This window comes from Leptospira ognonensis, assembly GCF_004770745.1.
Taxonomy (GTDB): Bacteria; Spirochaetota; Leptospiria; order Leptospirales; family Leptospiraceae; genus Leptospira_A; species Leptospira_A ognonensis.
Window position 1 is genome coordinate 1 of the sequence record NZ_RQGD01000002.1, and the last position, 12,621, is coordinate 12,621.

The following is a 12,621-nucleotide window of genomic DNA, read 5'->3' on the forward strand; positions in this document are numbered from 1 at the left end:
AAGTTTCTCAAATTCTTGTAACAGTTTATCTTTAGGATAAGATTTTGTGCCGGAAAATTCCCAGCTATCTTCGAGAAGACGATCATTTCTTTGAGTTATTTAAAAAAAGATGAAAAGAGAGTCATAGAGCTACTCACATCGTTTTGGACCGAATCGCAATTGGATGAAGATGTGATTTTGACCATGCGGGGACGACTAGCCGACGAAATTAAAAGAAGAAACGATAATCCCACAAGCCTTGGAATGCGAAAGATAAAAGAACGCGTTCTAAAAGATACGATTTTGGCAAAAGTTTCATCACTTGATGGATTAAACGCCGTCACTACGCCCGAGCTAAAACAATTCCAAGATGAAATTTTCGCAGAGAAGAAACGGATTTTATTGTTAACAGGAGATGCTGAAATTTCTAATTGGAAAAAATATTTATCCAATCTAAAGATTGGATCCGCAGAAATGCAAATCCCAGAAGAGCTCAGCTCGGAGCTTGTAAACAAAAACATTTCTGAATATAAATCGAAACATCTTCTTGTGGAAAAGGACGTCTCACAAGCATTTGTTGTGATGATGGGTAGTCTGCCTAAACATAATGATGCAGACTTTTATGCCATACAAGTATTAAATTATATCATAGGTGGCGGTGGATTTAACTCTTATTATATGCGAGAAATTAGAAATAATCGAGGACTTGCATATTCTGCTGGGAGTGCTGCTGACTTTCAGAAAGGATATGGCATTCTACATTTTTATGCTATGACCAAAACAGAATCTGTTCCTGAAGTCTTGAAGTTAATGCAAGAATTGATCCAAATTGATTTTATTTCCAAATTGAAGGAGGAAGAGCTAACGCGTGCGAAGGTAGCCATTACAAATCAATTTGTATTTCTATTTGCTGATAGTAAGAAGGTTTTGCAAAACGAGTTGAGGTTTCGCGATCACGAAATGCCAAAAGAATACCTATTACATTTCAGAGAGAATATAGAAAAAGTGTCTTTGGACGATTTGAAACGAGTGGGTAAAAAATATTTCGACCCTGCTAACCTTTCGGTTTTGGTTGTTGGCCCAAAGGCACTTGATTCCTCCTTAGGTAAACAATTCAAACTCATTCAGCCAGAAGATAGTGCGCTTTAATGGCCAATGCCTTATTTGAACATAAAAATTGGAAGTTTGATGGGATTTCGGAGGGGGGCATACGTACCTCGATTGCCTTTCCAGCTCTTGACCTTATGTTCGATTTTGGTAGTGTCAATCCTGACAAAATACATATCGGTCAAATCCTTCTAACCCATGCACATCTAGACCACTCGGCGGGTATTCCATATTATGTTTCACAACGTTCTCTGAGAAAATTACCAAAGCCCAAAATTTATGTACCAAAAAGTTTAGAGGATAATCTCAATCAAGTTCTAAAATTATATTCTCTGATGGAAGATTTTCCTTATGAGTGTGAGGTGATCGGAGTAGACCACCACGAGACAATTCCATTGAAACCTGGATTCTTTTTTAAAGCCATACCTTCCTTTCACAGAATTCCTTCGCAAGGTTATACAATTTTTGAGACAAAAAGAAAATTAAAATTAGAATATGCAAACTTGGACCAAGCATCCATTCGATCAATGAAAGACAAGGGTGAGGACCCGACAGAAGAGATCAAGAATCCAATTGTCTCTTTTTCTGGGGACACGAAAATTGAATTTTTATTGGAACATGAGGAAGTTCGTAAAAGCCAAATCCTTTTCATGGAATGTACGTATTATTGTGAAAAGCGTGGTGTTGAGAGGGCTAGAGAGTGGGGTCACACTCACCTAGATGAAATTGCCGCACATGCTTCCTCTTTTGAAAATGAAGCTCTAGTTCTCATCCACCCATCAAAGCGTTATAGCTACCGGGAGTTACAGGAATGGATTGCTAAAAAATTGCCAGCCAGTCTCTTAGAAAGAACTCATTTGTTTATTCCTAAAAAGTAAATCCGAATGAAAGAACGTACATCCGTATTTGCTGGAACGATAGAGAGTTACATCGATGACGAACTCGTTTATAGACCACATCCTTTATTTTTGGAGATGGAAGCCTTTGCGAAAGAAAAGTTTATTCCCATTGTCACAGCGGCAACGGGAGCGGTTTTGAAATCGCTGTTTAAAAGCTGGCAAGTAAATAAAATTTGGGAACTGGGTACAGGTATAGGCTATTCGACTTTATGGATTGCTCTAGGTTCACCTAACTCTGAAATCATTACAGTCGATCGTAATGAAAATCAAGCCTCCATTTTGGACCGATATGCATTAGAAATCCTGGGTGAGAAGAAAATTCCCATTAGGCGGATCTCTTCCTGGATTTTGGATTATATGTATGCAAACGTTTCTGAATGGGTGGATGCAGATGTCTTTTTCATTGATTGCGACAAGGTTACCTATCCTGAACTTTGGGATCTGATTTCGCATCATGCCAAACCCGGTGCGCGCATTTTATACGATAATGTACTATGGCACGGACGACTTATGGATCCGACCTTCCAAAAACCTTCCGATTTGGCTGTTCGTTCTCTTTGGGATCGCGTGAAAAAATCAGGCTTTGAGTATACTCTCTTTCCTGTAGGAGATGGCATCCTGCTCGCAGAAAAGAGATAAAAAATAGTAGTCAGACAGGCTTGTCTTCCAGCTAATAGGAAGATATTTTAGGAGACTTCCCAGCATCATGAAACATATTTTTTTACTATTTTTTCTTATAGCAAACTTTGTCGCTCTTACCGCTCAAAATGCTCCCGCATCTTCTCCAGATAGAGGAAAAGAATCCTATGAAGAGATTGAAAAGCTCGATCAAGGCTCAAATTTAGAAAGAAAACAATACAAAGAAATTTCCGAAAAAAATAGAGAACGCATTGTGAATGGTCTGAAACTACTTACCATTATCTCAGCTAACTTTGGTGAGGAAGTCCCTGAGTCGAAGACAGCCCAGGAAACTCTTCGGAAAGATTACCAAATCGCTCTGAGATACTACTATCGAAATGCATACATTCTCTCGGGGAAAAGTGTTCAAAAAGTTGAAAAAGACTTAACTGAGATGCTTTCAAAATTTGCAAAGGTCTACGATGCAAAAGTACAAACTTTACTTTCTGATTGTGCTGATGCGATTACAGAAACAGAACAGACTCAGCTCATAGGGGATTCTCAGGAGAGCGGAAAACCTCCTCAGGGCAATTTCGTCGATATCTCAGAAGCTGCTCATAAATTGAAAATTGCGTACTTTCAGTTAAATTTGGCGCTTGAAATGGTTCGAGACAATCGACCCTATGAAGCTTTGATTCATTATCGAATCTCTAAAGATTATGGTATCAAAATACTTATGGATTTAAAAGGCACAGAGGCAGATAAAAAAGCCATCAGTGATAAGTTTGCTAAAGATCTTGCCGACAATCGAAATCTCATCAGCGGACAAGCCGCTCCCGCGAAATAAACGAAAACAACTCAAGGAATATATTCCTTGGGTTTTCTAAATGATCCATCGCCTATTTACTATTTTTGTATTTCTATTAAATACAGTTTTATTCTCTCATCCTACCTACACGGTTGTCGTGGATCCAGGGCATGGTGGTGTCGCCAAAGAACCGATGAGCGTTTATGGAGATAAATACGATACCATCACGCAATCGTATTTGGAAAAATACAAACAAGGTACTGAACATGGGTCTCACACAGAACGAGAAATAGTTCTTGGTCTTGCAAGAGAGGTTCAAAAGGTTCTAAAACTAACGGAAACGGAAGAGGGATTTGAAAAGTTTACGGAATATCTGAAAAAATTTTCATCGAGCAAATCGTTTCCTCGGATCGTGTTGAATGGTCACCTAACACGAAACTCAAGTTTTGAATTGGATCCACAATCGGAAGACGTGAACGCACCATACCGCCTTTATGATTTTCCAAATCCCAAAACTTCGGAAAGAACGAAAGGTCGCCTTTCCTATATCAATTCTTTAAAACCGCATTTGGTTTTATCCCTTCACTTAAATCCTGCTGGGAAAGGGCAAGTGGGAGGAATGGCAGCCGTACTGACTCCAGGGTATGCCACATTTAAAATTTTAAAAGATATCTCGGATGGTAAAAAGAAACCCAAAGCGTTTTTAAACTCTCCATGGTCCGACTGGCTAGTGTTTGCTGGAGGCTGGTCAAAGCTAGAAAATGCGATGACGGATGCTTGGATTTATTTCCATGGGTATTGGGCTGATAAATCTGGAAAAAAGGCTGATCTCTCAAAATTTGAAGGATACCGCCAAAACATGGTTACATGGCGTTATGCGGACAAACGAGGATGGGAAAATTTACTGAAAGCAAACTCCCAAGGCCCGTATTCAAAATCTCATGCTGGCTTCCGTGCGGAAGGCAGTTTTTGGGAAAGGGAACAAAGTAAAAAAGAAATTTGGCGGAGAGAAGGCGGTAGGGAAGGATTTGGCGGAGACAATCACTATGTTACCTCGGAGCTTATGCGTTTTGTACAATATGGAGTTCGCGAACAGCTGCAGAACAAGAAAGGAGAGTATCCAGAAATGGGACCCATCCAAAAGCCATATATCTCAACCTATAGCTTACCGACCTATACAAATGCAATTTGTGCGTTCATCGAAATCGGCTACATCAATAGAAAACGAGATATCAAGATTTTAACAGAACATAAAAAAGAGACGGCTATTTCTCTCGCAGTTGGTATTTATTCATTGTTTGTTGGCCTCGAAATGAAAAAGCCAAAAATGATGCCAGTGATCCCAAAAGGAAAACCTGTAAATTGGGAACGGTATGGTAAATATTTTGAAGAAGCAGAATCACCATGACAGTAGAGAAAAAAATTGTAAATCATCCTCTTTTTCCGAAAGTAATCGCAGCCTACCAGCAATCACTCATTAAACGATATTCTAGTGAATCGCTTCTAGCCTATCCTCAGTTTCAGAGCATTCCCAGAGAAACTATTGAGCTACTCATTCAATTCTTTCTTGGTGCTTTGTACCCTGAATTTGAAAACAGGATAAAATTGGATGCTGCCTTTCGTGCATTGGCGGGATTTGTTTACCATCCGTCCAAATTATGGGGCATTCTTGGAAATTTAGCGGCTTCTCTTTTTCGATTTGGAAAACACTTTCCCGCAGCATTGAAAGCAGGACTTGCCGCCTTGCATGCCTATGTTACTGCTCATAAATTTGAAGAAATTTTAATTCGGGAAACTGACGCCGAAGCACTGCTTGGTGATCCATTTCAGACGGAAGATGGTTTTATAAAAATACTGGCACGCATTCCACAGAAAGATGCGGATGCGTTCCGTGAAGACATCGGAAGGCTGTTTCGGATCTTTACCGACCAGGTGCTCGTGGACAAGATCATTCTCATCATGGAAGACGTATTAAAAAAGATGCAGGCAAAGGGATTCATTTATACCCAGGACGATCACCGTGCGATTGAACTTGGAATCAGTATATTGAAACAGGGAAGGTTTATTTTTGATGCCCTTTCTATGAGTGAGATGAATCTCATCATAGAGGCGATTGACACAGTAGAGAAGGATTTTTTTCTAAAAGCAAAGGAAACAACAAGACTGAACTAAATTCACTTTGGTACCGATGGCCGGAATCGAACCGGCATGATGTTACCACCGGTGGATTTTGAATCCACTGCGTCTACCAATTCCACCACATCGGCAAATCAGTTTAGTCTTCTGCTTCTATATATTTACCTTTTCCGCGAGCCACTATTTTGCCGATCTCATTTTCGATCTCAGCACGATTCTCGATGATTTTTTTGTTTTTCTTCACAAACCATCCTCGTAAATGGAGAGGTTCGTTCACTTTGGCAGGTTGCAAAAATCGAATGGTGAGCTCACCAGTAGTTGTTTCAAAATTCATGGCTTCATTGATTTTCATCATGATTTCATCAAGGATCGTTGAAATGATGCCTGGATGGATTTGATCCGGTAAGCCTTGGTATTTGTCAGGGCAAGTGTAATCACCGAATGCCGTTTTTGTGTCTTCATCGAAGGTGATTTTCAACTGCAAACCGTCTCCATTGTCTGGACTGGAGGCAAAGCTGAGATTTTTCTTGGCAACGGATTTCATGCCACCATAACAAGAAAAAAAACTCTACCTGTCAAGCATAAAACGGGCTAATGGTCATTTTGCCGTGTTTTGGGGCTAGAAACCCCTTGTTTTTGCCATTCACAAGAATATATCTCAATTCTTAGGTCAAAATCCTCGAAAATAGAAAAGGTATCCATTTCAAATGATCACAACCCTTATGATGTTACTTGGCTTGTCTGGTGCGGGGGCGGGCCTATACAATGTGATCAAATCTCCTTCGGATGGAGGCGGATCCGAGGAAGACCCGAGACCTAGTTCTAGGAAAAGGCGCGGACGTGGAGGAGATACAAATCCAAGTCCTCCCGATAAAAAACAGTCGAAAAACAAGGATGCTGGCAAGCCAAGTCCTCCTCCCGAATGGGGTGGGCGTGGGGAAGAGTTGCCATTTAACACGCCTAAGCCTGAAGGCGGGAGAATGCCCAGAGGGGATGCACGTCCCTTGCCAGAAGGATTTCCTAACTTAGAGGACTGGACCAAAGAGGAAGAGGAGGATCCTTCGGATAGAAAGTCATCTCGAAAGCGAAATCGGAAGCCAGAGTCGGAGCCTGCTTCTCTCGCTGAGATTCCGTTAGGTGATTTCGGAGAAGACGCAGAAGAATCAGAAAGTTCACAGGCTGGTTCAGGGAAGACTAGGGGGGGCACGCCCGACTTATCGTTTAGTGCAGATGATATCATTTCAAAAAACTCAAAGTATTCTTTTCATCGAAGACCGCTCTTAAATGCGGAGGCTTTGCTCGAAAAAAATAATTTTGAAGAAGCAATGGAAATCTTTCAGCGGACGGGAGATCGGATCCCCGATGCGGATATTAAAAATAAAATCCAACAGAATATTTCCGACATTGAGAACTTCATTGAAGACGTAGGCGACGGGGGTCTTCCGGAGCGAGTGAGTTCGAAGCCTACAGAACCAAATACCCGGCCAAACACAGGCATGCTTCCGACGGATGGAGATAGCGGGTACCAAGATTTTGTCAGTGCCATGAAGCAAGTGGCGGAAGTTTTTGCTGAATCGATTTCAAAGGCAATCCAGTATGCACAAGCGGCAGGCGCGAGCCAGACAAATCCTCCTTCCACGGAAGCGAAGCCGTTTCCAGATACGGCTCCGGAAACTCCTTCAAAATTGCCCACTCTCGAAGGTCAGAGTCGAATGCCAGAAACACTTCCGCCTCCGGGAAATGTTGGTGCTGATTTTTTACACCCAGTTATTTATCAATTCTTAAAAGACTCACCGCCACTACCAGGTTATGCGGGAATTGATCCGAAAGAAGAAAAACAAAACTACGAAAGTTTAATTAAATCCTTAAACCAAGGCTTACTTTCTCCGCCGCAGACGGGTGTACCTTTTCCTCAAGCCGGTGCCAATCTGCCAGGCATTGTGGGTCCTTTTTATTTACCAAATCCAGACCAGCTAAAAGGAGATCTGTCTTCGTTATCCGAAGCGCTCCATGAAGCAACTGATAGTGCGAAAAGTTTAGCTGACATTGCAAGCGAGCTAGAAAAAGCGAAGGGTGAGATCAAAGAAAAAGAGATCTCGGATTTAGATTTACCAGAAGATACTTTCTTCTCTGATGAATGGCAAAACTTTCGTGGCCTTCCTCTCGTTGACCGCCGGCTCGGTGGAGAGAGACGAAAGAATGCCGACAGAAGGGAAAATAAAGCAGGTCGAAAAGACAGAAGGTCTGGCACTGATCGAAGAAAAGTAGATAGGTTTAAAGAGAGGGAAAACTATCTTAAAGACAAGGCACTTGAAAAATTAGAGGAATCCGCCAAACGAGCACAAACGTTAGCCCCACCATCGCTCAATGACCTCTTAAAGCCTTACTTTCCGCCGATGCCGGAGAGACTGAATCTTCCTGAAGGAAGGGACAAAAGAGAAAAGCCTGAAGAAGAAAAGCCTGAAGAGTGGATCGAAGGCGATCCAGAGTGGTTTGATAAGACGACCGATGCCCTGAGAAAAGAGTTGAGTCTACCTGAGCCTGTTGATCCTCACGCGCCGAGGATGGACATGCCGCTCATTGGTCTGCCAGATGCCATTGATCCAGCTAGAGCGAAGTCAGAAACCATCATTGAGACGGATGACCCGATCCAAGTGGAGCTTATGGCTAGGGCTCAGGAAGATTCTCTCAAGATTGGGCTGCCTGACCCGGAAGAGGCATTTCGTGATCGTGTCGTTAAAAAAGAGGAGGACTTAACTGAGCTTGACGAGGAGCCAGAGCTCGACACAGAGCCTCCTGAAATTGAAATCGTAGATGGCGAGTTAGGCGAAATATCAGAAGCTAAAGACACTCCTGATGAGATGGCTAAAAAGATGGAGGAGGAGCCAGAAAAGATCATTCATGGCGTTCTCGAATTAAAGCCTCCCGAAGCTGATGATGCTCCATTTTTAACGCTTACTTACGATTTCGGAAAGATCCCGCATGCATTTCGTTTGTCCAAGAATTATTCCATTATGGAATATTCTTACTATAAATACAAACCAATGTTAATGAAAGCACAAGAGTTTGCCCGTCGAAAGATGCTTAAAAATGCCCTCAACTATTACCGCGTGATTAAATCGCAAAACATTCCTCCAGAACTTCGGAAGATGATCAATCGAAACATCCGAGACATTACAGAATTTATGGAAAAATTTCTTATGGCAAAAGGTGGCTAAATGAGATCCTTTATTCGTAATATTGATTTGACTGAATTAAAAATGAATTTTTGGATTCAAAAGTAATGTCAGAAGCTGAGATTAAAGTAGTAAATTACCCTAAAGGGGCAGCCATCGTTGTTCAACATGCGATCAATCCTGGCTTATTTTATATCGTTCGTAGTGGAAAAGTTGCTGTGGACTCGGAACATATCCAAGTCGATCATGAACTAACAAATTATAATCCCGGGGACAGCTTCGGACTTGTGTCCGCTCTCACAGAACATCATTTTCTTGTTACTTTGTTTGCGCAAACTGATGTCGAATTATTACAAATTCCGATTCGGATGTTAGGATCTTTTCTAAAAGGTAACAAAGATCTTGCGATGAAAATTCTAAGGCTTTATTCCCATGAATTGCGTGCTCTGCAAAGAAATCTATCGAGAGCCAACCAACCTGCTGATCGAGTCTATTTACCTGAAAAATTAATTCTTAATGCAAAAACCTATATGGCCTGGCAAAAGCCAGCTTTGGCAGCACATTCCCTACATCGTTATTTAGAGTGGGCAGATTCTCACCAAACAGCCATTGCGCGGGAAGAAGCGGAAAGTTTATTGCAGCAACTAAATTCATCAGCGAAACCGTATGAGTGGACGAGCCAAAAGGCCAGTCTTGAAGCCGGCGAAATTCTATTCGTTGAAAGTGAAATGAATCAGGATATTTTTGTCGTGCTAGAAGGAACGGTTAAATTGTTTAGCATTGTTCGTGGATTTGAATACGTCATCGATGTCCTCGGAGTCGGTGAAATATTTGGCGAGATGGGATTGATTGATAATGCACCTCGTATGGCATCTGCTGTAACGGAAACTCCCTCCGTCATTTTACGTGTGACCCCAGAAAATATTTTCGAATCCGTCGGTGAATCCTTGATGCAAAAGGTATTTGAAAGCATTGCTCGTCGAATTTGGTTTTCTCACCAAAGGTTGATCATTTTGAGAATGCAATTACCAGAAAAAAGATTGTACGCCTTTCTTTATAATTCCATTCGAGACCAGGACATTCGCAAAGGAACAAATCTGCAGGCAAGTTATGCGAGTGTTTATAGTTTTCCCATTGCCTTTGAAGAATTGTGTAGCATGTGTGGAATCATCAAAGTTAAGAAAGAGACAATTCAAGATTTTCTTAGCGATTCCAATATCATTATTTCCAAAGATCGGATCACGGTAAAAAGCAGAAAGCGCATTGAAGAAAAGCTCGGGCATTACAAAACAAAACAAGGACAGATCATCGCCAAACTCATTTGATATGCCGATGGAAAATTCTATCGCTCATAAAAAACATCACGGTTTGAAAGGGATTGGGTAGGGCAATTCGCTCTCGTTATCACATTCTTTTAATTTTTTGAAATTTTTCATGCAAGAGAGCAGAAAGTAGTCTGTCACCTCCCGTCCATCTTCTGAGGAAGCCGGAATTTGCAGGAGAAAAGGCAAAGTATTCACACAATTTGATTTATCTGCAATGCTTGTATCAATCCTCCCTTCAAACGAAGGAAAATCTTTTTGGTTTTTGCAATGGTCTCTACCGGATGTGCCAGGACCCACATCGCAATGCAGGAAAACAAAAAAAAGGGCTGAGATTAGGAAGGAAATTCGAAGCATTTTTGGGATGTGATAAATAAATATTTGCTCCGACCACAAACTTTTTCAAACATTTAAAAACATCTGGACAAAAACACAGTCTAAATTTAGAATAATTCTAAGGAGTTGACCATGCCGCAAGTTACATCACAAGCGCCTGATTTTAAGGCCATCGCAGTCGTAGGAGAGTCTTTTAAAGAAATCAAGCTTTCCGATTATAAAGGGAAATGGGTGGTATTATTTTTCTACCCTCTTGATTTTACCTTCGTTTGCCCTACAGAAATCATTGAATATGACGCTAAGTTAGAAGATTTCCGAAAGATCGGAGCAGAGATTCTGGGAGTTTCAATTGATAGTGAATTTTCTCACCTTGCTTGGAAAAAGACAGCACGGAAAGAAGGTGGGATTGGTGACATCAAGTACCCTCTCATCGCAGATAAGACAAAAGAAATTGCGAAGTCCTTCGGTGTGCTCGTAGAGTCTGGTCCAGATGCAGGAGTTGCTCTTCGCGGAACCTTCCTCATCGATCCAAGCGGTGTGATCCGCCAAGCTACCGTCAATGACCTCCCTGTCGGTAGGAACATCGATGAAGCCTTGAGACTCATCAAAGCGTTCCAATTTGTTGAGAAAAACGGAGAAGTTTGCCCTGCGAATTGGGATGAAGGAAAGAAAACGATGAAAGCAGATCCTACTGGATCCAAAGCATATTTTTCTTCCGTAAATTAAGACCCTAAGGAAAATGAATCCATGACAACAGCCATCCAAGTCGACCCGCAAGAAAGAGATTTTTATAAAGCGGATGCATTTCCGAAGGGACTGACTCGGAAGGTTGTTGAATCGATTTCTCATATCAAAAATGAACCAAGTTGGTTAACAGAGTTTAGGCTCGAAGCGTTTCGTGTTTATGAAGAAAAGGTCATGCCAACTTGGGGGTTCATCCCTCAGTTTCATATCAATTTAGATGATTATGTTCACTATGTTGGAACGAATCAGAAAAAAAAGAAATCTTGGGATGAAGTAGATCCCGAAATTTTACGTAGTTTTGAAAAACTTGGCATTCCTGAGCATGAACGCAGATACCTTGCGGGCATGGAAACCATGAACGATTCGGAAACGATCTATGCCAATGTGAAAAAAGAACTTACTGATTTAGGAATCATCTTTTGTGATATCGACTCCGCGATCCGAGATTATCCAGATTTAGTCCGTGAGTATCTCGGAACTGTTGTTACGATCGGCGATAATAAATTTTCAGCACTCAACTCTTGCGTGTTTAGTGGTGGTTCCTTTGCTTATATCCCTAAGGGAGTCAAATCTCCGATGCCCCTGCAAGCCTATTTTAAGGTAACGGCCGCTAGTTCAGGGCAATACGAACGAACGCTTCTCATCGCAGACGAAGGTTCTCATTTAGAATACAGCGAAGGTTGCACCTCAGTCCAAGATAAAGGAACGAATTTTCACACGGCTGTAGTCGAGCTTGTTGCCAAAAAGAATTCCAAAATATTTTATACAACCATTCAGAATTGGAAAAAGAATATGTACAATTGGACCGTAAAACGGGGGATATGTGGCGAACGTGCGCACATTACCTGGACTGATTGTAATATTGGTGCCAATACGATCAAGTATCCTGGTATTATACTAGAAGGAGACCACTCTACGGGGGATGTACTCTCGCTTGCCTTTGCCGGGAGCGGACAGGTTCAGGATACGGGTGCCCGCATCATCCATCAGGGAAAATACACACGGTCGAATGTCCTTGCCAAAGGGGTTGCACTCGATGGAGGCATCAATTCCTACCGAGGTCTTGTGAAATTTGAACCCTCTAGCAAAGGATCTTACAGTCACATCAAATGTGACGGTCTGATGATGGATAGCAAATCTCAATCCCATGCCTATCCGTATAATGACGTCTCTGGGGAAGAAGGAACTCTCAATTATGAGGCGACAGTATCCAAGATTGACGAAGACCAATTGTTTTATTTGCAATCTCGAGGTCTCAGTGAGGATGAGGCAAAATTACTCATCATCAATGGATTCTGTGAAGGTGTCACCAAACATCTTGATGTTGAATATTCCGTGGAAATGACCAAGCTCATACGGATGATTCTAGAAGACGGGCACGTCATTGCAGAAAAGAACATTCCAGGGAAAGAGAAAGTTTAAATTACACGTAGTCTGATTAGATTTCTTTTTTTCATTGATTTTCAATGGAACAAGGCTAACTTTGAATTGTTATC

Annotated in this window: 12 protein-coding genes and 1 tRNA gene; 10 read left to right on the plus strand and 3 right to left on the minus strand. The window is 41.6% G+C overall.

Annotation, left to right across the window (positions count from 1 at the left end):
- Positions 1-90: 90 nt before the first annotated feature.
- The 6 genes from EHQ58_RS00135 (at position 91) to EHQ58_RS00160 (ending at position 5,583) form a co-directional block, all read left to right on the plus strand.
- A complete protein-coding gene (locus EHQ58_RS00135; RefSeq protein WP_135621313.1) occupies positions 91-1,128 on the plus strand; it encodes a M16 family metallopeptidase in 1,038 nt (345 codons plus the stop codon).
- Positions 1,128-1,964, plus strand: coding sequence for an MBL fold metallo-hydrolase (locus EHQ58_RS00140; RefSeq protein WP_135621314.1), 837 nt, complete (start codon positions 1,128-1,130; stop codon positions 1,962-1,964). Before EHQ58_RS00135 ends, EHQ58_RS00140 begins: the two co-directional genes overlap by 1 nt.
- 6 nt (positions 1,965-1,970) lie before the next feature.
- On the plus strand, positions 1,971-2,624 hold the full coding sequence (locus tag EHQ58_RS00145; RefSeq protein ID WP_135621315.1) for an O-methyltransferase: 654 nt from the start codon (positions 1,971-1,973) through the stop codon (positions 2,622-2,624).
- Between the two features lie 67 nt (positions 2,625-2,691).
- Entirely contained in the window at positions 2,692-3,450 is a 759-nt protein-coding gene (locus tag EHQ58_RS00150) for a hypothetical protein (protein WP_246046988.1), read from the plus strand.
- A gap of 40 nt (positions 3,451-3,490) precedes the next feature.
- A complete protein-coding gene (locus tag EHQ58_RS00155; RefSeq protein ID WP_135621317.1) occupies positions 3,491-4,819 on the plus strand; it encodes an N-acetylmuramoyl-L-alanine amidase CwlD in 1,329 nt (442 codons plus the stop codon).
- A complete protein-coding gene (locus EHQ58_RS00160; RefSeq protein WP_135621318.1) occupies positions 4,816-5,583 on the plus strand; it encodes a hypothetical protein in 768 nt (255 codons plus the stop codon). The genes EHQ58_RS00155 and EHQ58_RS00160 overlap by 4 nt, the downstream gene beginning before the upstream one ends.
- Before the next feature lie 8 nt (positions 5,584-5,591).
- On the opposite strand, the gene EHQ58_RS00165 is transcribed toward EHQ58_RS00160, so the two are convergent.
- Positions 5,592-5,678 (minus strand) — tRNA-Leu (locus EHQ58_RS00165).
- An 8-nt stretch (positions 5,679-5,686) separates the two neighbouring features.
- Positions 5,687-6,091 (minus strand): PaaI family thioesterase, encoded by a 405-nt coding sequence (locus tag EHQ58_RS00170; RefSeq protein ID WP_108975650.1) that lies wholly within the window; start codon positions 6,089-6,091, stop codon positions 5,687-5,689.
- Positions 6,092-6,254: 163 nt separating this feature from the next.
- On the opposite strand from EHQ58_RS00170, the gene EHQ58_RS00175 reads away from it, so the two are divergent.
- Positions 6,255-8,765 carry a hypothetical protein gene (locus EHQ58_RS00175; RefSeq protein WP_135621319.1) on the plus strand — a complete coding sequence of 837 codons (2,511 nt, stop codon included), beginning with the start codon at positions 6,255-6,257 and terminating at the stop codon, positions 8,763-8,765.
- Between the two features lie 65 nt (positions 8,766-8,830).
- Positions 8,831-10,048: a Crp/Fnr family transcriptional regulator gene (locus tag EHQ58_RS00180; protein ID WP_135621320.1), complete on the plus strand. Its 1,218-nt coding sequence runs from the start codon at positions 8,831-8,833 to the stop codon at positions 10,046-10,048.
- A 36-nt stretch (positions 10,049-10,084) separates the two neighbouring features.
- Here the strand turns inward: EHQ58_RS00180 and EHQ58_RS00185 are convergent, their stop codons facing one another.
- Complete coding sequence (locus EHQ58_RS00185; RefSeq protein ID WP_135621321.1) at positions 10,085-10,402, minus strand: hypothetical protein; 318 nt, start codon at positions 10,400-10,402, stop codon at positions 10,085-10,087.
- Positions 10,403-10,513: 111 nt separating this feature from the next.
- On the opposite strand from EHQ58_RS00185, the gene EHQ58_RS00190 reads away from it, so the two are divergent.
- Together EHQ58_RS00190 and sufB are read left to right on the plus strand one after the other, a co-directional pair.
- The gene (locus EHQ58_RS00190) at positions 10,514-11,107 is read left to right on the plus strand and encodes a peroxiredoxin (RefSeq protein ID WP_135621322.1); all 594 of its coding nucleotides are present in this window, start codon (positions 10,514-10,516) and stop codon (positions 11,105-11,107) included.
- Between the two features lie 21 nt (positions 11,108-11,128).
- A complete protein-coding gene (gene sufB / locus EHQ58_RS00195; RefSeq protein ID WP_135621323.1) occupies positions 11,129-12,547 on the plus strand; it encodes a Fe-S cluster assembly protein SufB in 1,419 nt (472 codons plus the stop codon).
- The last annotated feature ends 74 nt before the right edge of the window (positions 12,548-12,621 follow it).